The organism is Acinetobacter sp. ANC 4654, from assembly GCF_002135425.1.
In the GTDB taxonomy this organism is placed as follows: Bacteria; Pseudomonadota; Gammaproteobacteria; order Pseudomonadales; family Moraxellaceae; genus Acinetobacter; species Acinetobacter kyonggiensis.
Map to the genome: position 1 here is coordinate 229,444 of NZ_NEGL01000005.1, position 23,093 is coordinate 252,536.

Below are 23,093 nucleotides of genomic sequence, written 5' to 3' on the forward strand. Positions count from 1 at the left end.
GCCCAACACCAAAAAGAGGATTATAGTCCGTGGATGTATAGTCCTCAAATAGTGATAGTTCTGATATTTGAACAAATGAAATCAAATGTCAGATTTATCTGTAGTAATTGGTCAGTTAGTACGCAATGCTAGACTCAAGAAAAAAATTAGTCAGGAAAAATTAGCTTTAATCTGCGACATAGATCGTAGCTATTTAGGGAGAATTGAACGAGGTGAAGTGAATATAACCATAGAAAAACTGTATGAAATAGCAACTGCGTTAGATGTAGATGCGAAAAAATTGATTCCATAAAAATAAGACCGTTCTTAATTAAAGCCTAAAACATATATGAAATTAACCTTATCTCCACCGTAAATATTTTTTATAAAAATATAAAAAAGGTTTACACAAAACCATTGACGTAAGATCGCAATCAGTATATCTTCCACTCAACAAGAAAATATTTTTACTAAAACTATTTGGAGTGTAATATGAAACTATTTAGAATTTCAGACATGATCGAGGATATTTCTGTAGGCATAAATCGTTTTGAGGATATTCAGAATGCCAACAATAATCTTAAAGAAGGTCACCTTCTCATAGGACATAACATTGGTGAAAATGGACTTATCAATTTATTAGGTGCTAAATCAGTTTTTGTTGAACAGTCTTTAGCTACACGCAAGCAGCTTAAGGTGGGTGATATCGTTTTCCTTTCAAAAGGTACAAATCTTCGAGCTGCTCTTGTTACCGATGGGCTGGAATGTGAAAAAGTTTTTGCACCTGCAACTTGCTTAGTTATTCAACCTAATCAAGACAAAATTTTGTCTGAGGTTTTAGTGACTTTTTTAAATAGTCAGTACGGTCAAGCCATGCTTAAAAACTTAAGTAAAGGGGCAACAATCCAGCATATTCCAGCAAGTACATTGAAGGATATTGAAATTAATGTGCCACCGATGCCTCAACAGGTAAAAATAGCAGAAATTTTTCATGCTCATAATGAAACAATGCTTTCACTTGAGACTCTAAAAATTCAACAAGTCAAAACTACAGAAGCTTTATATCAAACACTAATGAAGTAATAGAGGATTTAAAAATGCAAAACTTTAAAAAATTAAATCAATCACTTCTAACAGAAGTATCGTTTGAAGATAGCTTACAGTTATTCGCAGTCTGCGCTCAGATTGTGAAAACAGATTTGACCCAAACTAAGAACATTTTAGATTTACCTCAAAGTGAGATTGTCAATTATATTGGAGAATATGTATATCATAATCAAATGCAGTGGTTCAATCTACATATTCCAAAAATTGCACAAGTTTTTTTGCGAGAAATTTTCTTTTTTTTCATGGAGATGAAAAATGAAATCGATGATGAACATAGTTATGGTATGGAAGTCTTAAACCTACTTCAGGAACTACTTTTTACTCATACTAATTATAAAAGTTCAGAGTATATGGCATCAAAAAATATTGTGAATTTATTTAAGGATATTGTTGAAGATGCTAGCGATAAAGTCTTGTATGACGGTGCATGTGGATTAGGTACTATCGCACAATCATTAGGTGCAAAGAAAAATATTCTCAGAGATATTAATGCACGAACTTTGGGCTTGGCTGAAACTTTATTTAGCTTTACTGAACAAGATGTAAGTTTTGCTCTACAAAATACTTTACAAAATGATGAACAATCCCATCAGGTAGATATTGTGATTTGTACACCACCTTTTGGCGTACGAGTATCAGAAATATTAGTCGAGCATAATGCCTATCTAAAGCAATTTTTTATTAAGGCAAGAATTCCATCTAGTGGTAGTGATAGCTTATGGATTCAGCAAGCGCTTTATCAATTAAATGATACGGGTAAAGCCTACTTAGTCCTTAGCACTGGCTGGTTATTTCGTGGTGGATATGATGCTTTGCTTCGTGAGCAGTTAATAGAACGTGATTTAGTAGAATCAGTCATTCTGTTACCAGCAGGTATGTGGAATTCGATGAATATTGAAACATGTGTCTTGATTTTAAATAAATCAAAACAGATGAAAGGAATTCGCATGCTAGATGCTCGTGGCTTTGGACAACGTAAAGCTGCTCGATTAACATTTACAACGGATGACAGTGCTCAAATTAAATGCCTAATGCTTGGTCTGAAAGAGGACGAAACTATTTCAAAATTGGTTTCGATACAGGAAGTTAAGGAGAAAAATTACAGCTTACATTGTGCCGAATACTTCACAGCTGCAATCAATATTGAAGAAGTAGATTTACAACACGAGCTTCAAATATTAAAAGATGTACAGCAGCAATACCATAAAGCTCAGGAAAGGTTTAATGCGTTAGTTAAAACAACTACTAGAACAGAAAACACCTAGACCATTTTTTGATGTTTTAGTTGAAAAATTTAATGAAATATCAGGTAGCTATAAGTGATCTTTTTACAAACAACCATTATGGAATAAAAGATCACTGTTTAGCATAATCTGAATAAATGAAATAGAGAAAATGTAATGATTACAGGCGAAATTAAAAGCAAAATTGACCATATTTGGAATGCGTTTTGGAGTGGTGGTATTTCCAATCCATTAGAAGTCATGGAACAAATGACTTTTTTGCTATTCATTCGTCGCTTGGACGAAATTCAAATTGCTAAAGAAAGAAAAGCCAATCGTTTAAAACTAGAGATTGAGCATCCAATTTTTACAGTTGAGCAAGATGCTTTACGCTGGTCTAAATTCATTACTTTAGGTGATCCTGCTCAGTTATATGAGCTTGTCAGCTCACAAGTATTCCCATTTATTAAAAACATTGGTAGCGAAGAAAATAGTACTTATAGCCATCACATGAAAGATGCTCGTTTTACTATTCCAACGCCTGCACTTTTAACCAAAGTGGTCGATTTGTTGGCTGATGTGCCGATGGATGATAAAGATACCAAAGGTGATATTTACGAATATATGCTTGGTAAAATTGCATCAGCAGGTCAAAACGGTCAGTTCCGTACACCTCGCCATATCATCAAAATGATTGTAGATTTAATGCAACCGAAACCAACCGATACGATTTGTGACCCTGCATGTGGTACGGCAGGCTTTTTGGTGGCTGCTAGTGAATACTTAAATGAGCATCATAGTTCAGAGATTTTTGCTTCACCTGAAACGACCAAGCGTTTTAGTGAAGAAACGTTCTTTGGTTATGACTTTGACAGCACCATGCTTCGTATTGGTTCAATGAACATGATGCTACACGGTGTAGAAAACCCTTCTATTGAAAACCGTGATTCTTTAAGCGAAGCTCATTCTCACATTGACAGTAAATATAGCCTTATTCTGGCAAATCCACCTTTTGCAGGAAGTTTAGATGCAGAAGCCTGTGCCAAAAATATTCAATCGATTGTTAAAACGAAAAAGACTGAATTGTTATTCTTAGCCTTGTTTTTACGCTTACTGAAAACAGGTGGTCGTGCTGCGGTGATTGTGCCCGATGGCGTGTTATTTGGTTCATCAACGGCACATAAAGCTTTACGTCAAAAAATTGTAGAAGAGCAACAGTTAGAAGCGATTATTTCTATGCCTTCTGGTGTGTTTAAGCCTTATGCAGGGGTTTCTACGGCCATTATGATTTTTACCAAAACCATGTCTGGCGGTACGGAAAAAGTTTGGTTTTATGACATGCAAGCCGATGGTTTTTCGCTAGATGATAAGCGTAATGAGCTTGATGCATCTAAGCATGACAATAATAATATTCCCGACATTCTTGCTCGTTTTCAAAATTTAGCGGCTGAAAAAGATCGCACGGCAACAGAACAAAGTTTCTTGGTGGATAAAGCGGATATTGCTGCTAATGGTTATGACTTATCGATTAACCGTTATAAGGAAGTGGTGTATGACCATGTTGAATATGAAGTACCAAGTAAAATTTTGGCGGATTTAGAAGCTCTTGAGCAGGACATTCTGAATGGAATAAATGAGCTTAAGGGGTTGTTAAAATGACAATTCCTGTTCAAAAATTAAGTACATTTTGTAAAACAGGTAGTGGTGGTACACCTTCTCGCTCAAATAATAATTTTTTTGAAAATGGTACAATTCCTTGGGTTAAATCAGGTGAGTTGAAAAATCGTTATATTACAGAAATAGAGGAATATATAACTGATTTAGCTATAGAGAAATCATCTGCTAAATTAGTTGCAAAAGGATCATTGTTAATAGCAATGTATGGTGCAACTGTTGGGGAAGTTTCTCAATTAACTTTTGATGCAACAACAAACCAAGCGATTTGTAATATTTTGCCTGATGAAAATATTTGTGATGTAAATTATTTATATAGATTTTTGGAAGCATCAAAACCTTATCTTTTAAGTCGCCGAGTTGGTGGTGGTCAACCTAATATTTCTCAAGGAATAATCAAAGATTTAGAAATCCCACTCCCACCACTTTCAGAGCAACGCCGAATTGCCTCTATTTTAGATAAAGTGGACGAGCTACGCCAAAAACGTCAGCAAGCGATTGCAAAGTTAGATCAGCTTTTACAAGCCACGTTTATTGATATGTTTGGTGATCCTGTAAGTAATCCTAAAGGTTGGAATATCGTAAAGGTTGGTAACATTGTCGATGAATTTATTGGCGGTAAAAATGTAGAATGCCCTGATGAGAGTGACTCTCCTTATAAAATTCTTAAAGTTAGTGCAGTGACTTCAAAAGTCTATAAATCATCTGAAAGTAAAATTGCACCAAATGGATTTGTTCCTAATAATTTAGCAATTGTTAAAAAAGGTGATTTACTATTTAGTCGAGCGAATACTACGGAACTGGTTGCCGCTACGGCATACATTTGGCAAACACCCGATAATATTGTACTACCTGATAAGTTATGGAAGTTTTCAATTTCTGATGAAGCCAAAGTAAATAAACTATATCTATGGGACTTATTTAAAAATACAGAATTTAGAAATGAGTTGTCAAAGCTTTCAAGTGGTACAAGTGGATCAATGAAAAATATTTCTAAAGGTAAGTTGAATGAGCTAAAAATGCCTTTACCCCCCAAAGAACTTCAAGAAAAATTTGCTGAAATTTCAACAAAATTATGGTCAGAAATTGAGATTTATAAACAATCTTCTGATACTTTAGAAAAACTATTTAAATCAATACAAAACAAAGCATTTAGCGGAACTTTATAAAATATTGAGGGTATGTAAATGAGCAATTTTCAGTTTCTGGAATCAGCATTTCCTGCTTTGGCAGAAACCGCTATAGGGGCTGAAAAGCTTGTTTATATTTACCCTCAAGCTGCATTGATGTGTGCAAGGCAATCTTTAGAGAGCCTTGTATTTTGGCTGTATAAATACGATAAAAAACTCACACAACCATTCGATGCCTCACTACACAATTTAATTAATCAGCCCAAATTCCAAGAAATTATACCGCCTTACATCCTCAGTAAAATGGATGTGATTCGTATGGCAGGCAACAATGCCGTACACGGTAAAAAATTCAATAGCCTCAAAACAGAAGATGCTGTAAAGACCATCAGCGAACTGTTTATGGTCTATATTTGGTTTGAACGTACCTATGGCGCAGTCGCCAAAGATCGTTCACAACAGATATTATTTAATCCAAATCTCATTCCAAATGGCAATGCTGACCAATCTATAAAAGCAGACTCATCTATAAGAGCAGATCGTGAGCAACTGCAAAAGCAAACCGAAATGTTTGAAAAGCAACTTGCAGAAAAGCATCAGGCACTCAAACAACAAGAACAAAAACTGTTTGAACTTTCTGCAAGCCTAGAAGAACGTGAAAAATTACTTGCCAATATTGATGCTGAACTTGCGCTAAAACGTCAACAAGTTGAACAAGCCAAAGTTGCCAATAATGCGATTCCAGACACGTACGACTACAACGAAGCGGATACCCGAACTTATCTCATCGATTTAATGCTTGAGGAAGCAGGTTGGGAAATTGGTAATACGGTAAAACTTGAAGTGCCTGTGACAGGTATGCCAAGTGTATCGGGCGAGGGTTTTGTCGATTACGTGCTCTACGATGCCGATGGCTTGCCACTTGCACTGGTTGAAGCAAAACGTACCACCGCTAGCCCAAAGATGGGAGAACAGCAAGCCAAGCTCTATGCAGACTGCTTAGAGCAAGCCACGGGACAACGCCCTGTGATTTTCTATAGTAATGGCTACCAGACTCATATTTGGAATGACATACAAGGTGGTCCATCACGTTTGGTACAAGGTTTTTATACTCAGGCTGAGCTGAAACGCCTGATTGAAAGACGTAAGAATAATCCTGATTTAAGTAGCTTCCCGATTAATGAAACGATGGTCGAACGCTATTATCAAACTACAGCTATTAAATCGATTCTTGCCGAATTTCAACAAAAGAAACGTGCAGGCTTACTGATTATGGCAACAGGTACAGGTAAAACTCGTACTGCTATTGCTTTAGTGGATGTTTTAATGCGGGCCAATGTCGTGCAACGAGTCCTGTTCCTTGCAGACCGCAATTCATTGGTCAATCAAGCAACACGAGAGTTTGCTAAGTTTTTTAAATCTGGTGCATCTGTTTTTAATTTAATTGACAGTAAAGGCGAAATTGGGCGTATCAATACCTGTACCTATCAAACCATGATTGGCTTGATTGATCAGCTCAATGAAGATGGCACACGTAAGTACGGTACAGGCACATTTGACCTCATTATTATTGATGAAGCGCATCGTAGCGTTTATCAAAAGTACGGTGAAATTTTTAAATATTTTGACAGCTTATTGGTCGGTCTCACGGCTACCCCACGCGATGAAGTTGATCGTGACACCTATGCCTTGTTTGGACTTGAAACAGGTGTGCCAACGCATTACTACGACTTAGATCAAGCTATTGCCGATGGCTTTCTTGTACCGCCTAAAGCCTTTTCTGTACCGTTAAAATTCATGCGTGAAGGCATTAAGTACAGCGAATTGTCAGATCAAGAAAAGGAACATTGGGAAAATACAGATTGGGGCGATCAAGAAGCACCTGAAGAAGTTTCAGCATCAAAGATCAATAAGCAATTGTTTAATACAGATACCGTAGACAAGATGCTAAAACACCTCATGGAAAATGGCATAAAAGTTGAAGGTGGTGATGTACTGGGTAAAACCATTATCTTTGCGGTGAATCAAAAACATGCCGAATTTATTGCGGAACGATTCAATCTGAGCTATCCGCAATATAATGGGAAGTTTGCACGGATCATTACCCACGCAACAAAATATGCGCAAAGTGTCATTGATGATTTTAGTAAAAAAGATTTAGCTGAGCCACAAATTGCCATTTCTGTCGATATGCTGGATACAGGCATCGATGTGCCTGAAGTGGTTAATCTAGTGTTCTTTAAAGCGATACGCTCTAAAGTAAAGTTCATGCAAATGATTGGTCGAGGCACTCGACTGTGTGAAAATTTATTTGCACCAGAATCAAATAAATCTGAGTTTTATATTTTCGACTATTGCTCTAACTTTGAATATTTTGAAATTAATCCGAAAGGTGCAATAGGCAGTACAGTAGAGCCGATTGGACAGCGTCTGTTTAAAGCACGATTAAATATTATGAGTCTGTTAAAAGCACCAGACTATAAACAAAAAAATCAGCTCAATGAACAGCAAAGCAAAGATTTAAATGCTGTTCAGACTGATCTATGTGAAGGCTTACGAACTGAAGTCGCAGCAATGAATCAAGAGAATTTCATTGTTAAAACTGAGCTTGAGCATGTTGAAAAGTTTAAAACTGCTGAAGCTTGGGAAAACCTTGATGACCTTGCAATGGGAACATTGCGAGAACATATTTCTCGTTTACCTAATGAACTTCCTAAAGAAACCATTGAAGCAAAACTCTTTGATATGCTCTGCTACAACATTGAATTGGCAGTATTAGAAAAAAATTCTAAAGCTTTAGAGGCATATGCTAATCGAGTGATTCAGATTTCCACACAGCTTGAAACCAAATCTAATATTCCAGTGGTTGCTCCTCATATAGCACTGATCCAAGAAATTCAATCACCAGAGTATTGGGTGGATATTACTTTACCTATTTTAGAATCGATGCGTAAACGAATCAGAGGCTTAGTCAAACTTATAGAGAAAACATCGTCTACGGTAGTCTATACCATGCTCGAAGATGAGCTAGGTACTGCCACAGAAGTTAATATTCCGATTGTTGCCAGTGGCGTGAATATTGCTCAGTATCGTAAACGTGTAGAAAGCTTCATTAAAGCCAATGAAAATCACATTACGATTGCTAAATTAAAGAAAGGTTTACAGCTTACTCCGACTGATTTGACTGAGCTTGAACGGTTCATATTTGATGCACAGGAAGTTGAAAGCAAAGATAAGTTTGAGAAATGCTTTGGATTAGGCATTAGCTTACCTCAGTTCATACGTTCTTTAGTTGGTTTAGACTCTATTGCTGTAAAAGATGCTTTTTCTAAATTTTTAGTTGGTACGACCTACAATGCAAATCAAATCCGTTTTGTTGAAATGATTATGGAGCACCTAACCAAACGAGGTGTAATGCAGGCTACCCAACTTTATGAGCCACCATTTAGTCAAATACATTATGAGGGGCTTGATGGTGTATTTAATGGAAAGGATGCTGACAATATTATTGGGGTTGTTGAGGCATTTAATCAGAGTGCAGTGGCTTGATTTTATAGTAGATAATTATTGGAATAAAAATGAATCAAATTAAATTACCTGAGTTGAAAGAAATAGTTTTCAAAAATCTAGGATGCAAAAATAAAGTAGAGCATTTAATTATTGAGAGTACTGATACTAATTTTACATGGATAGAGTCAAATCGAAGTTATGATGTAATCCAAGTTCAAGGTATAAATATTCTTATAAGTTCGAACAAAAATATAGAAAATTTTGAATTTGATTACATAATACATTCCAGCCTTAAGTTTAATGAAAGTAATTTTTCACAGGGAAAGACAGAATTAAAAAATTGGGTAAAACATCCAAAGTTAAGAAATTATAGTAGTAGAGAAATTATTAGTTCTTGGGAAAACAATTTCACTTTCAAAGAAGAAAATTCTGCAACAAATTCTTATGGGCTACGTGAACCTCAAATTGCAGCTCTTTATTCAATTTTAAGCCATCTAAAGAGTAAAGAAGATCTTATTGGGACAGTAGTTATGCCTACTGGAACCGGTAAGACAGAAACGATGCTCTCAACATTGATCTCAAATAAATTAGGTAAAACTATTGTTGCAGTACCGTCTGATGCTTTACGAGAGCAAATTTATAAGAAATTTATCAAATTAGGTTTGTTAAAAAAATTGGGGATAGTAAATGAAGATGTATTAAACCCTAAAGTAGGAATTTGGTATGAAAATTTTAAAACTCTTGAAGAATTAAGTAATTTTATTGATTCTAGTGATGTAATTGTTACGACTATGAATGTTTTAACAAATAACCATACTGAGGTTTTGGATCAAATTAATGAAAAAGTGAGCAATATTTTTATTGATGAAGCGCATCATGTAGAAGCTGAGACATGGAAAACGGTTAGTAATGCTTTTGATAAGCAAAAAATTTTACAATTTACAGCAACTCCATTTAGAAATGATAGAAAACGTTTAGATGGCAAAATTATCTATAATTTCAGTCTAAAAAAAGCTCAAGAACAAGGATACTTTAAACCAATTCAATTTAAATCTATTCGTGAATATGATCTTAAAAAAGCTGATCAATTGATTGCCCTACAAGCTGTTGAAACTTTAAGAGAAGATTTATCTCAAGGATTTGATCATATTTTAATGGCAAGATGTGCGGATAAAACAAGAGCCAATGAAGTCTTTGAATGCTATAAGCAATTTACCGATTTGAATCCGATATTAGTTTATTCAGGTATTCCAAAGAAGAAAGAAATTCTTGAAGCTATAGTAAAAAAAGAGCACAAAATCATTGTTGCAGTAAATATGTTAGGTGAAGGGTTTGATCTTCCCCAATTAAAAATTGCAGCATTTCATGACATTAGAAAAAGCCTACCTATTACATTACAATTCGCTGGTAGATTTACTAGAACATCAATAGATTCAACTTTAGGAAATGCGACCTTTATCGCTAATATTGCTATAGCAGAAACGGAAAATGAATTAAGTGAGCTATATGCCCAAGATTCTGATTGGAACTTACTGTTATCTAATCTAAGTAGCGGGAAAATTAATAATCAGATTGACCTTGGAGATTTTATCAAAGGATTTCAAAACTTAGAAAATTCTAAGATTCCTTTTCAAAATATTAGATTTGCTCTAAGTACTGTTGTATATAAAAATAATGGAAATTCCTTTAATCTTTCTCGATTTAAAAAAGGTATCAAAGGATATGAGGATTTTGAGTATAAATTTCATGACATCAATAATGATGCAAAAACAGCCGTAATTATTACAGCTTCAAAATCTGAAATTGAATGGGTTAACTATAAAGAAGTTTATGGTTTAGATTGGACTCTTTATGTCATTTATTATGATGAACAAAATAAGTTACTTTTTATTCATAGTTCAGATAAAAGCAGTCTATATCATGAATTAGCTAATGCTGTTTTATATGGAAATGCAACTTTGATAGACAAACTTGCTGTTTTTAAAAGTTTCCATGAAATTAAAAGAGTATCTTTACAAAATGTTGGACTAAAGGAATATTTGAATAGAAAAATTCGTTTTTCAATGAAAGTCGGAACTGATATTCAAGATGCATTGTCTATTGCAGAACAGCAAAGAGGAGAAAAAGCATTTGTCTTTGGTACTGGATATAATGAGGGTAAAAAAATAACGTTAGGTTGTTCTTATAAAGGTCGTATATGGAGTTATCTAAAAAATGATATCAAAGAATTTATTAAATGGTGCAATACAATTGGCGAAAAATTAATAGATCCTTCTATTGATCCAAATCAACTACTTAAACACACATTGATTCCTGAATGTATAAGTAAAATTCCAGATATTCAACCAACTCATATTGATTGGAATGGTAGTTTTTATTTAAACACTGAGTTTAAAATGAGTATCAGAGATACAAATGAAGATACTAATATTGCTTTTTGTGAGATAAAACTTATAGATTATGATGTAAATAATGGTATTAGTTTTGAAATTATCACACCATTAAAGAGTTATAAATTTAATAAAATTTTATTAGAAGTCACAGATCAAAATGCCAATAGCATTCCTGATTTTCGTGTATCTAAAGTAGATTCTGAAAATGCACAAATAAAAATTGGAAATAAAATCTACAGCTTAGAGGATTATTTAAACAGTAATCCTCCTATTGTTTGGTTTGCAGATGGTTCATCACTAGAGGGTAATGAATTCGTAGAAATAAAATCTGTTATACGCCCATACCCAGTTGAATCACTAATTTCTTGGAAATGGGATAATGTTGATTTAAGTAAAGAAGCTCAAGGTGTTAATCCAATTCAAATGAATTCTATTCAATATAAAGTTCTTCAAGTTTTGCAACAACTAGATTTTGATATTATTTATGATGATGATTATTCAGGAGAAATAGCAGATATCATTACAATAAAAGAGACTATGGATGCCATCAATGTGCAGTTTTACCATTTAAAGTTTGCTAAAGATGGGGTTGTCAGTGCTAGAGTCGATAATTTTTATGAAGTCTGTGGTCAGGCACAAAAGTCTATTCATTGGAAACATAAAAGTGGGTTAGAGTTTTTTCAACACTTGTTACGTAGAGAAGAGAAAAAGAAAAATGGAGTTTCTCGCAGTCGTATTGAAAAAGGATCAAGAGAAGATATTGAAAGGCTTTTAAGAATAGCAAAAAATCAAAAACCGATGAGCTTTGAAGTGTTCATTGTTCAGCCAAGTTTATCAAAGCAAGTGACTACTGATTCAATTATGACTTTGTTAGGAGTAACTGAAAATTACCTTAAAGAAGTTGCAGATATTGATCTTAAAGTGATTGTTAACGAGTAATATTACTTTTATACAATGTACTTTGTTCTGAAAAATAAGTTAAAGAGTAGATGAATACCGTATTGTTCTTAATTGTCCAAGTTAGATAAGAATTGCTGTTCATCTTCTCATATCACTTAGTGTCCATTTACATAGGAATATGCAGTCTAAGTTAAAGAGCCTGTCAATAAAACACTATAACTGCTTACCAGCCTTTATTACAAAGAGATATATTCAAGATCTGTAGTCAAATTTTATATACTTTTAAGTGAATCCAGTGGACTACTCTTAAATAGAATTCGTGGAGGATAATTACTGATATATACAAATAGATGTTCTAATCAAATGTTAGACCGTTCAGCACATTACTGAGATTTTGTTTTTTATTTCGTTCTATTAACCTTGCTGACATACCTAAAGAAATTGGTACTTCAACATCTAAAATCGGATGATCACCAACAAAGAGTACATCACACATTTGACAGGAGAATTGTTTTAGTATTGCTTCATAAATATGCTTTTCAGGCTTTATCGCACCAACCTCATAACTTAGAAAAACTGCATCAAATGTGCTTGGAAGTATCGCTTTTAGTTTCTCACCATAAGGCTTTGCCAAATTTGAACATAACGCTAATTTAAAACCAAGACTCTTTAGCTTTTGAAGTGTTGGAATAGTATCTTTATACAGCTCAATTGTATTCAGTTCAAAATCAATATCTTCTTCTATTTCTTGAAATAATTGCTTTGGGATTTCTTTCCCAAAAAGTTTAGCCAATTGTTCAATATCAACATCATTAGACATAATAATATTGGCATCTTTTAAACTAGGTTTTCTACCACCCTCCTTAAGCCATTTCATTAACTTACGATACGGGGATTTGCTTTGACCAATTTGTACAAGCGTTCCAAAGGCATCAAAAACAATTACTTTAGGAGGATTCATAATAGACTAATAACGAATGTAATGATTAAAACCAGTTTAGTCGATATCTTATTTTTGAGACAACCACATTTGCAATCTAATCCAGCGACTTTAGCTTATGGTTGAGACATAAATATTGCTTAATCTATTGGTAGTCGTAAAAGCTTTAAAATAAAAAATAAGTTGGGAGTCTTGAATTTCAAGACAGGTTAAGAAACATAAAAACTTTTATATGTCTTATATAACTTCAACTAGAAATAACCAAATTTAAAACACTATAGTTGAGTTCAAATAGACTCTCTAGGGAGTCTATTTGATATGTTTTATATACTTACAAGTACTAGTAATAACATTTGAAGCCTGTTTTTTATACTGAGATTACACCGTATTATTTTTTACGGTATGCATCTTGGCATTCTTGTGAATCACAGTAACCGTAAAGGTTTAACGAGTGACCCGTTAAAGTGAAACCATATTTCTCAGCCACTTCATGCTGTTGATGTTCAATCACATCATTAGTGAATTCAACCACTTTGTTACAGTTTTGACAAACAATATGATCATGGTGATCTTCTTGCATAATTTCAAAAACTGAATGATTATTTTCAAAATGATGACGCTGGATAATACCCGCAGCTTCAAATTGTGTTAACACACGATACACAGTTGCTAAACCGACATCTTCGCCCTGTTCGAGTAAAGTTTTATAAATGTCTTCTGCGCTTAAATGGTGTTGTCTTGAATTTTCTAATAATTCCAATATTTTAATTCGTGGAAGCGTAACTTTAAGTCCAGCTTTGCGTAAATCTTGATTTGAAATAGGCATGTAAAAAGGTCTCTCAACAAATTTAAAGTTGGAATATGCAACAAAGTTTAGATGCAGTATGATCTATCCGTGGATCAAATGCATCATAATTAATTTGGGATAGTGTAGCAAAATGCAAAAAATCATGTTGACGTTGTTCGTCACTTCACTGCTCGCAGGCTGTTCGACCTTGGGCGTTTATAAAGTTGATATTCCTCAAGGAACACCCTTAACTCAAGCACAAGCTTCAAAAATCCAAGTCGGTATGAGCCACCAACAAGTTCGCTTTTTGCTCGGTAGCCCTACAGTATCAGATCCAATGAATCCTTTACGTTGGGACTACATCTACAACTATATACCAGGGACGTATGCTAAAAAAGCCAAAATCCCAGCAGCACACGGTCAACACTTAAGAATTTACTTCGATCAAACTGGCACGGTACAAAAGATTGAAGGCTTGGAAACAATCCCAGAATCTCAACCCGGCTTACCAGGATCAAAAGAAGCGATTCTAAATGCGCCTCCACTATAGACGCTTTAAAATAAAAATAAACCCCTCAATGAGGGGTTTTTATTATCACTTCAATTGTTTAAAGCGATTTCCGCGGCAATAACGTCCGACTGGATTTTCTGCAGCACGTTTCCGACGAATATCCTGTGGATTAATGGTCAGTGCTCGATAAATTTCGACCCGATCACCGACCTGTAATCTTTGATCTGGATCTTGCAATCGCACCCCAAAGATTCCCAAAGCAAGTGATTCGGGTAAATCGGTCTGCGCCCGAATCCCACTTTGCTCAATTGCATCTAATGCTGTCATGCCCTGTTGAAAAGGAACAGCGATCAAAAACTGCTGATCTTGGGCAACGTATGCCACCCAAACCTGTGGTATCTCACTCATTAGAGCAATTGTCCAATAATCGAGATGATCGCCAAGATAATCGATACAGGCAGCACCACACGCACCGCAATACGCCACAGGTTATAAAATAACTCATTACTGAAGTTCATCGACTTCCGTAGATGACTAATTTTCATGATCCATCCTGCAAAAACAGCATAGATTAAACAAATGACCAAGCCCCAAAGCATCAGTAGTGTATTAAAAATGGGACTGATTGCAGGAATCGCCCAAATAAATACCGCAGCTAATATGACCAGCCATTGAATCGCGATATTTAATTGACGCTGTAAGAGTTGCTCACGTGCCATATTCAGTAATAGTGCCGATACACTCACCACAGCAACGACAAAAGTAAAACTTGGAATTTCATTATTTGCTGCAAAAAAAGCAAATGCAATCACAGCGCATAATTGCGCAATCCAGATGGGTAATGCAGTTTGGCTTGCAACCTCTTGTTGATGAATCGCAGGCAAACTACTTTGCCAATACAAGCCCATTCCGAGTCCACTGGCAACCAATGCTAAAACTGTAGCATTGCCCCACTCACTAAATGCAACAGCGGTCACATGCCAAGCAGGTAATGCAGTTCCCAAAATATTGGCGATTATCAAAGAAGCCAACACCGCAACAACACTTAACCCAACAATAATCTTTCGAGGTGCAAAGGAAAGTGCAAGAGCAACAATAGCTAAGCCCACGAATAATAAATTTGGCGCAATCCCATTGAAGGCAAAATGCCCCAATAATTGACTTGCGTTAGACAGCATCCCCCCTGCTAAAAAAGGGATAAAAACAACGGCCAGCCAACCGACTAAACGCCATTTTTGAGAAACATCCGCATCACGCGTTAAACTTGATAATGCATTTAGAGCCGTGGTTTTTGAACGCTTGGCTAAGGCAATTTCTAAATAACAGATAGGTAACGCTAAAATAAGCATTGTCCCTAACCATAACAACCAAAAATCAAGTTGACGATCAACCTGAATTCCAACAATCGGTGCTAATGTGGCAATGATGATAAAAGATAAACAAAATGCCATCAGCGGTGATAGCCATCGTGACATAGCATTGTCCTGCATGATGCGATCCTAAAAAAAGTCTTCCGCTATTTTGCCTTTGTCATGGGGGAAAATCAAAAAGAAAAAGCAAACCATTATTGCTAATGATTTGCAGCGCAAAATTATGCTTACTTTTAATTGTTTTTAGCTCTTTCTCTTTTTATGAAAAGAAACGAGAAAACCAGTTTTTACCTTTTTTCTGTTCTTTTTCTTTAATAATCCCCATCATATTTTCTTTTACCGCCCCGACATAATCGGCATCATCGTGCTGAATATGGTTAATTAACCATTTTGACAGCACTTCATGTAATTCACCTTCAATCGCCTGTCCCATTTCAAAACGATCACGATAAGATTCAATTTTTTTAATAAATAAATCATGTACACGTTTATGCGGTACGCGATATTTATAACCCGCTTCTTCTTGTAAGGATTCTTCAAAGGTAAAATGTGATTGAGTATAGTCAATGATATTATCAAGAATTTGTTTAATACGCTCACGATTGGTATGATGAGAAAAATCATCAATCTCATTGATATAATCAAGAATTCGTTTGTGTTGATCGTCAATCACATCGATACCAGTATTATATTCTGGAACCCATTTCATTTTCATTACGACCCCCTATAAAATATATACGACTAATCACATAAATATATAATATATTGATTTTAAACAAATAAAAATGAACCAAAATGGTTGGTTTTAAGCTTTAAGCTCTAAAAACAAGATAACCACATGATATATATTATTTTTATAATTAATACCAATCAAAAAGATCAAGTATTTTTTAACCAATATCGCCCTGAATAATCCAGTAAAACTGGGGTTATTATTGAATAAATCACAGTAACGATTAAATGGGGTGGAGAATAATCCGTTCCCATGTACTTTAAAATAAAAAATTATAACTCTGTTATATTTTAATAAAAATAATTTTAAAATATTTTACCCATTAAAAATGCGATAAAAATATTAAACCAGTATTGCTACAAATTCATACCAATTATTTTTATACTCTAATATTGGTCTGCTTTGGTTATACGTTTTAACGCTGGATTTAATTTTTCACGTTCTAAGCGTTCAACATGGGTTTGCTGTTTCAAAATTGGCTGTCCATACTGAAATAAAATCATCTCGCCAGGTTCAAACGCAGTCCATTTTTCATTTTGGGTTAAAGGCTCGGTGGTAATCACCGCAACCCTATCCTCAGGTGTAGTGACTTGACTAAAATCGACTTCGACATCGAGATCAATCAATTGCGCAGGTTTAAATGGATACTCTCGGACCAACCAATGCAATTTAGTAATTGCATAGGTAAATAAGGCCTGACCATTAGACAAACAAAAATTAAAAGTACCGTGCTCTGCTATTTTCGGCGAGACTTCCGCCAACAAAGCAAAAATTTGCTCAAGCTTCGGTTCATGATAACCAAACTTATTGACCAATTGATCGAGTAAAAAACAGAAAGCACGTTCACTGTCGGTATTACCAACGGGCGTAAAACGTCCTGATAAAGCGGGATTGAAGCCATGCAAATCGCCATTGTGGGCAAAAATCCATTGCCTTCCCCAAAGTTCACGACTAAATGGATGCGAATTTTCTAGGCTAATTTTGCCTTGCGTTGCTTTGCGGATATGTGCAATCACATTACGTGACTTAATCGGATAATTACGGACCAATTCCGCAATCGGAGATTCGACTGCCGATTGGTTATCGACAAAAAGTCGACAGGCTTTATCTTCAAAAAAAGCGATACCAAAACCATCACAATGGTCTGAGGTAATACCCGCACGTTGAGAAAAACCACGAAATGAGAAAGTTACATCTGTTGGCGTAGCACAATTCATTCCGAGCAACTGGCACATAGTCTTAATCAAACGGTAAATATATGATTTTTCTATTTTGCATGACTCGAGATAGGGTTGCAAATCTCAATTTAGAATACCCATAACTATTTTATGTATTAATTCAATAATCAGCGTCCAATATGCAGCTTTATTTCAAGGCGGGACACTATATGCAAATAAAAAGCCTCATAAAGAGGCTTTTTAATCATTTATTTATTGCTTGGCACGATTGGTAATTAACGTCCCTACACCATGATCGGTGAAAATCTCAAGCAAAGTTGCATGAGGGACACGACCATCAACAATGTGCGCACTCACCACACCACCTTTCACCGCATCAAGCGCACATCCCACTTTAGGAATCATGCCACCGTAAATCACACCTGTTTCAATTAAACGATCAACTTCTTGCGTGGTTAAGCCTGTGAGCAAATTTTTATTCTCATCCAGCACACCCGTAATATTGGTCAATAGAATTAGTTTTTCCGCACCAAGTGCTTCTGCAACTTTACCTGCAACCAAATCTGCATTGATGTTATAGGTATTTCCCTCATCATCTACGCCAAGCGGTGCAATCACAGGAATGAAATCGCTGTTCGTGAACATTTCAAGTACGTCAGTTTTCACACCAACGACTTCACCCACTAGACCCAAATCAATCTGTGTTACTGTGCCATCTTCAGCAATTTTTTCCATCAACAATTTTTGTGCACGAAGCAAATTACCATCTTTACCGGTTAAACCAATCGCACGACCACCATGTTGATTAATCAGATTCACGATCGATTTATTGACGCTCCCCCCCAAAACCATTTCAACCACTTCCATGGTCGCAGGATCAGTTACACGCATACCATCAATACGATCAGATTCACGCCCCAATTGTTTTAAAAAAGAATCGACTTGTGGACCACCACCATGCACCACAATGGGATTTAAACCCACAGTCTTCAACAAGACAATGTCACGTGCAAAAGAGCTTTCAAGCTCTGGATCGGTCATTGCGTTGCCACCATATTTCACTACTAGCGTCTTACCTGCAAAACGTTGAATGTACGGCAAAGCTTCAGTCAAAATTTGTGCTTTGCCGATGCCAGTGTGTTGATGTGGCATTCGCCTCTCCTTATTGAGCATCTAAAATGTCTTGTGCGATTTTTGGATATCGGTCACTTAACATGGAAACAAATGTATCTCGAATCGCGTTTAATCTTACAGGATTGTCTGCATCAAAGCGCACTGTAAAATATTCACCAGTATTCGATGCTCGAATAATGCCAAAACCATCTTCAAAATCAAGTCGTATACCATCAATTTTACTTAATTGTGCGCCAAAATCATGACTTTTAATCTCAACATCATGCAATACGGCAGCAGGTACTTCACTATGGGTACTAATATAGGTATCTTCAGTACAATAGCGTTCAGGATAAATTTTTAATGCCTTTGATAAGGTTAAATCAGGCTGTTGACTCAAATATTCAAGCACACGTAAACCTGCATATAAGCCATCATCATAGCCAAAACCACGTCCGTCATTAAACACATAATGACCTGAGTATTCGCCTCCAAAAATGGCACGACCTTTGGACTGCGCGATGTAAGTTCTTAAAAAAGAACTCCCCGTACGAATCATTTTCGCCTGTCCGCCCAAGCGACAAACCGTATTTTTCACCATAGTCGAACATTTCACATCAAAGACAACCTCGTGCCCTGGATGGGTTTTTAAACATATTTCAGCAAATAAAGACAGTAAGCGATCTGCTGAAATAATCGTTCCACATTCATCAATCAAAACCAAACGGTCGCCATCACCATCGAGTGCAATCCCAATATCAGCCTGTTGCTCAAGCACCGTTTTTCTTAATTCGACCAAATGCTTTTCTTGGGATGGATCTGGTGCATGATCTGGAAAATGACCATTCGCGTTACAACGGATTTCGATGACATCACAGCCCATTTTTTTTAACACCAAAGCCGCACAGCGCCCAGCCGAACCATTTAATCCATCGAGCACCACTTTAAACGGACGTTTTAACTGAATATCTTGCAATAACGCATGTTGATACTCGAGACAATATTGAATAACAATTTCATGTTGCACAGACTTAATGCTTACTTTTTGTGTTGGATCAAAAACATGCGTCGCACTAATCGCAACATGTTGAATCATGTCTGGACTTGGCGGTTCATGCTGAATAATCCATTTAATGCCATTGTCCCCTTTTGGGTTATGACTTGCGGTTAGCATAATTCCATTACCGTCAAATTGACGGGCAATAAAATATAATAATGGTGTCGAACAACAACCTAAGATGGTTGCCTGAATTTGATTTTCTTCACACACCTGCCGTATTATTTCTGCATACTCAGGACTGGTTAAACGTGCGTCATAACCAATTGCAAGTTGAGTCTGTCCTGCTTGCTGATATTGAGTAACCAACCCATAAGCAATCGCTTTCACAAGTTCAGGGGTCAAAAGAGAGATATTTCCACGAATATCATAGGCACGAAAAATTTGTGATGGAAATTTTTTATTTTTAAAATTCATAGTTATTTCTTCTACTTACCGTAGCCCATAAAATAAATAAAATATGGAATGCTTTATTTAGGTCAAAGTTCACAAGCAGTAAATCATTTAAAATGAGAAGAGCAACATTTTAAAAGCATTCCATGCTTTTTATCAATGGTAAAAATATTTATAAAACTTTAAAAAGTTATATTTACTTGAAAAATAAATCAATTGTTTTTATTTTCAAATCAAAAAATAAATATCCTTTTAAATCAAAATAATGATTTACAATCAAATAAAAAACCACACCATTAATATCATGAATGACAATATTTTAAATCCCTGTTTACTGTGATTTTTATTATTAAATTTATTTTAAATCAAAGTACATCAATCCTCGAACCTGATAAAAAAATAATCGGGTTATTTATTTATCAGGTCATTCATTTTTAAAGTAAATCTAATTTTTAGCCTTGACCCGTGTGACCAAAACCACCTGCACCACGTTCTGTTGCAGCAAACTCTTGCACTTGTTCAAATTCAGCATGGACCACAGGAACAAGAACATATTGTGCCAAACGCTCACCCGGTTCTAAAGTAAATGCTGTTTGACTACGATTCCAAACCGATACCATCAACTCACCTTGGTAATCTGAATCAATTAAACCCACCAAATTACCTAAAACAATGCCATGTTTATGACCTAAACCTGAACGCGGTAAAATCAAACCTGCAAAGTGAGTATCTTCAATATAAATGGCCAAACCTGTTTTAACCAATACCGTTTGACCGGGTTCAATGATAGTCGCTTCATGTACACAAGCACGCAAGTCTAAACCTGCCGAACCCGAAGTCGCATAGGTTGGCATAGGCCATTCATTACCTAAACGTGTATCGAGTACTTTCACTTGAACTTTCATCTGTTCTTTCCTAATTGCATGGTTTAAAGAGTAAATTAACGCTTGATCAGCGCACGTAAATTTTCGAGATAATGCTGTGCTTGCAATTTGGGATCAATATTGCCTGCCAATTTTTTCTTACGACCTAGCCAGTCCAAGTCATCTTGAGGTAACTCATCAAGGAAACGACTTGGGGTCATTTGCTTCATTTGACCACCATTTTTACGCTGTTCTGCCAACGTCATGGTTAAGCCTTGTCGTGCACGCGTAATCCCCACGTACATTAAACGGCGTTCTTCTTCAACAGTTTCTGCGGCAATCGAATTCTTATGCGGTAACAGCTCCTCTTCCAAACCAATCATATACACATAAGGAAACTCAAGCCCTTTCGCGGCATGTAGCGTCAACAGATTGACCTTGTCGGTATCTTCTTCTTCTTGTTGTTGCTCCAACATATCCAGCAACACCATCTTGCGAATCACGCTTTCAATGTTTTTTTCATCAACATCTTCAGCACGATTAATCAAACTTTGGATACTGCTATAGAGCACTTCAATGTTATCTAGTTTGGTTTTCTCTTGCGCAGGTGTTGCGGCTTGCTCTTTGATGTAATCGATATAGCCTGCTTCATGCATCATCTGACGAATGATCGGAACAGGCTCATCATCTTCTGTTAAGTTACGGGTAAAGTTACCAATAAAATCGGCAAACTCAGCAAGTTGAGTGGTGGCCTTTTTAGGCATCACCATCGTCAAGCGCTGATCACCCGCTGCGGTTAATAACGACAAATGATTTTCTTGTGCAAATAATCCTAACTTTTCTAAAGTCACAGGGCCAATCGCACGTTTTGGCGTATTGATAATCCGTAAGAATGCACTGTCATCTTCTGGATTAATGATAATGCGCAAATAACTCATAATGTCTTTAATTTCAGCACGACCAAAGAACGACTGACCGCCTGACAATTTATACGGAATTTGCATTTGACGTAGCTGAGTTTCTAAAACCCGTGCTTGGAAATTACCCCGATATAAAATCGCATAATCTTTCCAATTTTTACCATTCATCAGTTTATGGGTAATCAGATCTTTCACCACACGTTCCGCTTCATCATCGTCATTACGACAGGTAATCACGCGAATCACTTCACCATGGCCCTTATCTGACCACAGTTTTTTATCAAAAAGATGTGGATTATTACCAATCACCGTATTAGCCGCTTTAAGAATACGACTGGTTGAACGATAATTTTGCTCAAGCTTAACCACTTTTAAATTCGGAAAATCGTCCTTTAACAGCGCCATATTTTCAGGCTTCGCACCACGCCACGCATAAATCGATTGGTCATCATCACCTACGGCAGTGAATTGTCCCATCACACCGACCAGCAGTTTCACCAAAATATACTGGGCCGTATTGGTATCTTGATATTCATCGACCAGTAGATAACGCACACGGTTTTGCCATTTGTCGCGGACTTCAGCATTGTCTTGTAATAAACGGGTTGGCATGACGATCAAATCGTCAAAATCGACCGCATTATAAGCACGTAAATTACGCTCATACAGTTGATACAAATGCGCAAACTGTACATCATCTGCTGTTTCACACGTGGTATGTGCTTGTTCGGGTGGAATCAAATCATTTTTCCAATCCGAAATCATTTTCATTGCCTTAGCAATCAGTTCTTTGCTTTCTGCTCCCGATAAATTATCGCGGTGCATTAAGTCCATCAAAATGCGCTTACAATCATCGGCATCTAAAATGGAAAAATTATTTTTTAACGGCGTATGTTTAAGTTCCAAACGCAGTAAATTCAAACCAAAAGTATGGAAAGTCGAAACTGAAAGCCCTTTGGCTTCCTCACGAGATAATAACTTCCCGACACGTTCTTTCATTTCACGTGCAGCTTTATTGGTAAAAGTCATGGCTGTAATACGATGCGCAGGAATACCGCAGTTCTGCACCAAATGCGCAACCTTCCGTGTAATCACAGATGTTTTACCCGAACCTGCCCCTGCAAGTACTAACAAGGGTCCTTGAGTATATTTCATGGCTTCAAGTTGCTTGTCATTGAGTTGACTTGCCGACGACATAGTATTTCCTCGTTTTGATTCGAGCTAGATTATAGTCATCTGAGCCACGCTTGCATAACCTGAAATACAAATTTGACATTCATAAAAAAACCACCCGAAGGTGGTTTTTATGAGT

18 protein-coding genes are annotated in these 23,093 nt (G+C 36.1%); 8 read left to right on the forward strand and 10 right to left on the reverse strand.

The window, feature by feature from the left end; genetic code table 11:
• The first annotated feature begins 85 nt into the window (after positions 1-85).
• From B9T24_RS09735 to B9T24_RS09765, 7 genes are all read left to right on the forward strand, one after another.
• Entirely contained in the window at positions 86-292 is a 207-nt protein-coding gene (locus B9T24_RS09735; RefSeq protein ID WP_086165581.1) for a helix-turn-helix domain-containing protein, read from the forward strand.
• Positions 293-471: 179 nt separating this feature from the next.
• Positions 472-1,062 (forward strand): restriction endonuclease subunit S, encoded by a 591-nt coding sequence (locus tag B9T24_RS09740; protein WP_086165582.1) that lies wholly within the window; start codon positions 472-474, stop codon positions 1,060-1,062.
• A 14-nt stretch (positions 1,063-1,076) separates the two neighbouring features.
• A complete protein-coding gene (locus B9T24_RS09745; RefSeq protein ID WP_086165583.1) occupies positions 1,077-2,351 on the forward strand; it encodes an HsdM family class I SAM-dependent methyltransferase in 1,275 nt (424 codons plus the stop codon).
• A gap of 135 nt (positions 2,352-2,486) precedes the next feature.
• Positions 2,487-3,968 (forward strand): type I restriction-modification system subunit M, encoded by a 1,482-nt coding sequence (locus B9T24_RS09750; RefSeq protein ID WP_086165584.1) that lies wholly within the window; start codon positions 2,487-2,489, stop codon positions 3,966-3,968.
• Complete coding sequence (locus tag B9T24_RS09755) at positions 3,965-5,152, forward strand: restriction endonuclease subunit S (protein ID WP_086165585.1); 1,188 nt, start codon at positions 3,965-3,967, stop codon at positions 5,150-5,152. Before B9T24_RS09750 ends, B9T24_RS09755 begins: the two co-directional genes overlap by 4 nt.
• A gap of 18 nt (positions 5,153-5,170) precedes the next feature.
• Positions 5,171-8,662, forward strand: coding sequence for a DEAD/DEAH box helicase family protein (locus B9T24_RS09760; RefSeq protein ID WP_086165586.1), 3,492 nt, complete (start codon positions 5,171-5,173; stop codon positions 8,660-8,662).
• Positions 8,663-8,691: 29 nt separating this feature from the next.
• Positions 8,692-11,955 (forward strand): DEAD/DEAH box helicase, encoded by a 3,264-nt coding sequence (locus tag B9T24_RS09765; RefSeq protein WP_086165587.1) that lies wholly within the window; start codon positions 8,692-8,694, stop codon positions 11,953-11,955.
• A 316-nt stretch (positions 11,956-12,271) separates the two neighbouring features.
• Here the strand turns inward: B9T24_RS09765 and B9T24_RS09770 are convergent, their stop codons facing one another.
• Both B9T24_RS09770 and fur read right to left on the reverse strand, forming a co-directional pair.
• Entirely contained in the window at positions 12,272-12,877 is a 606-nt protein-coding gene (locus tag B9T24_RS09770; protein WP_086165588.1) for an HAD family hydrolase, read from the reverse strand.
• 367 nt (positions 12,878-13,244) lie between these two features.
• The gene (gene fur / locus B9T24_RS09775) at positions 13,245-13,682 is read right to left on the reverse strand and encodes a ferric iron uptake transcriptional regulator (protein ID WP_004648046.1); all 438 of its coding nucleotides are present in this window, start codon (positions 13,680-13,682) and stop codon (positions 13,245-13,247) included.
• 112 nt (positions 13,683-13,794) lie between these two features.
• Between fur and B9T24_RS09780 the strand changes: the two genes are divergently transcribed.
• On the forward strand, positions 13,795-14,193 hold the full coding sequence (locus B9T24_RS09780; protein WP_004648045.1) for an outer membrane protein assembly factor BamE: 399 nt from the start codon (positions 13,795-13,797) through the stop codon (positions 14,191-14,193).
• A 45-nt stretch (positions 14,194-14,238) separates the two neighbouring features.
• Here the strand turns inward: B9T24_RS09780 and B9T24_RS09785 are convergent, their stop codons facing one another.
• From B9T24_RS09785 to rep, 8 genes are all read right to left on the reverse strand, one after another.
• The gene (locus tag B9T24_RS09785) at positions 14,239-14,562 is read right to left on the reverse strand and encodes an RnfH family protein (RefSeq protein ID WP_086165589.1); all 324 of its coding nucleotides are present in this window, start codon (positions 14,560-14,562) and stop codon (positions 14,239-14,241) included.
• Positions 14,562-15,644: a hypothetical protein gene (locus B9T24_RS09790; protein WP_086165590.1), complete on the reverse strand. Its 1,083-nt coding sequence runs from the start codon at positions 15,642-15,644 to the stop codon at positions 14,562-14,564. The genes B9T24_RS09785 and B9T24_RS09790 overlap by 1 nt, the downstream gene beginning before the upstream one ends.
• A gap of 139 nt (positions 15,645-15,783) precedes the next feature.
• The gene (locus tag B9T24_RS09795) at positions 15,784-16,239 is read right to left on the reverse strand and encodes a bacteriohemerythrin (RefSeq protein ID WP_004648042.1); all 456 of its coding nucleotides are present in this window, start codon (positions 16,237-16,239) and stop codon (positions 15,784-15,786) included.
• Positions 16,240-16,643: 404 nt separating this feature from the next.
• Positions 16,644-17,492: a class II glutamine amidotransferase gene (locus B9T24_RS09800; RefSeq protein ID WP_004648040.1), complete on the reverse strand. Its 849-nt coding sequence runs from the start codon at positions 17,490-17,492 to the stop codon at positions 16,644-16,646.
• Positions 17,493-17,687: 195 nt separating this feature from the next.
• Positions 17,688-18,587, reverse strand: coding sequence for an acetylglutamate kinase (gene argB / locus B9T24_RS09805; protein ID WP_086165591.1), 900 nt, complete (start codon positions 18,585-18,587; stop codon positions 17,688-17,690).
• 10 nt (positions 18,588-18,597) lie between these two features.
• Positions 18,598-20,022: a phosphomannomutase/phosphoglucomutase gene (locus B9T24_RS09810; RefSeq protein WP_086165592.1), complete on the reverse strand. Its 1,425-nt coding sequence runs from the start codon at positions 20,020-20,022 to the stop codon at positions 18,598-18,600.
• 428 nt (positions 20,023-20,450) lie between these two features.
• Positions 20,451-20,903, reverse strand: a complete 453-nt coding sequence (dut, locus tag B9T24_RS09815) for a dUTP diphosphatase (protein WP_086165593.1) — start codon at positions 20,901-20,903, stop codon at positions 20,451-20,453.
• 35 nt (positions 20,904-20,938) lie between these two features.
• On the reverse strand, positions 20,939-22,978 hold the full coding sequence (gene rep, locus B9T24_RS09820) for a DNA helicase Rep (RefSeq protein ID WP_086165594.1): 2,040 nt from the start codon (positions 22,976-22,978) through the stop codon (positions 20,939-20,941).
• Positions 22,979-23,093 lie beyond the last annotated feature (115 nt).

Coding starts and splice junctions, on each gene's coding strand:
- B9T24_RS09735 (WP_086165581.1), top strand. CDS start 86: ATGTCAGATTTATCTGTAGTAATTGGTCAGTTAGTACGCAATGCTAGA.
- B9T24_RS09740 (WP_086165582.1), top strand. CDS start 472: ATGAAACTATTTAGAATTTCAGACATGATCGAGGATATTTCTGTAGGC.
- B9T24_RS09745 (WP_086165583.1), top strand. CDS start 1,077: ATGCAAAACTTTAAAAAATTAAATCAATCACTTCTAACAGAAGTATCG.
- B9T24_RS09750 (WP_086165584.1), top strand. CDS start 2,487: ATGATTACAGGCGAAATTAAAAGCAAAATTGACCATATTTGGAATGCG.
- B9T24_RS09755 (WP_086165585.1), top strand. CDS start 3,965: ATGACAATTCCTGTTCAAAAATTAAGTACATTTTGTAAAACAGGTAGT.
- B9T24_RS09760 (WP_086165586.1), top strand. CDS start 5,171: ATGAGCAATTTTCAGTTTCTGGAATCAGCATTTCCTGCTTTGGCAGAA.
- B9T24_RS09765 (WP_086165587.1), top strand. CDS start 8,692: ATGAATCAAATTAAATTACCTGAGTTGAAAGAAATAGTTTTCAAAAAT.
- B9T24_RS09770 (WP_086165588.1), bottom strand. CDS start 12,877: ATGAATCCTCCTAAAGTAATTGTTTTTGATGCCTTTGGAACGCTTGTA.
- fur (WP_004648046.1), bottom strand. CDS start 13,682: ATGCCTATTTCAAATCAAGATTTACGCAAAGCTGGACTTAAAGTTACG.
- B9T24_RS09780 (WP_004648045.1), top strand. CDS start 13,795: ATGCAAAAAATCATGTTGACGTTGTTCGTCACTTCACTGCTCGCAGGC.
- B9T24_RS09785 (WP_086165589.1), bottom strand. CDS start 14,562: ATGAGTGAGATACCACAGGTTTGGGTGGCATACGTTGCCCAAGATCAG.
- B9T24_RS09790 (WP_086165590.1), bottom strand. CDS start 15,644: ATGCAGGACAATGCTATGTCACGATGGCTATCACCGCTGATGGCATTT.
- B9T24_RS09795 (WP_004648042.1), bottom strand. CDS start 16,239: ATGAAAATGAAATGGGTTCCAGAATATAATACTGGTATCGATGTGATT.
- B9T24_RS09800 (WP_004648040.1), bottom strand. CDS start 17,492: ATGTGCCAGTTGCTCGGAATGAATTGTGCTACGCCAACAGATGTAACT.
- argB (WP_086165591.1), bottom strand. CDS start 18,587: ATGCCACATCAACACACTGGCATCGGCAAAGCACAAATTTTGACTGAA.
- B9T24_RS09810 (WP_086165592.1), bottom strand. CDS start 20,022: ATGAATTTTAAAAATAAAAAATTTCCATCACAAATTTTTCGTGCCTAT.
- dut (WP_086165593.1), bottom strand. CDS start 20,903: ATGAAAGTTCAAGTGAAAGTACTCGATACACGTTTAGGTAATGAATGG.
- rep (WP_086165594.1), bottom strand. CDS start 22,978: ATGTCGTCGGCAAGTCAACTCAATGACAAGCAACTTGAAGCCATGAAA.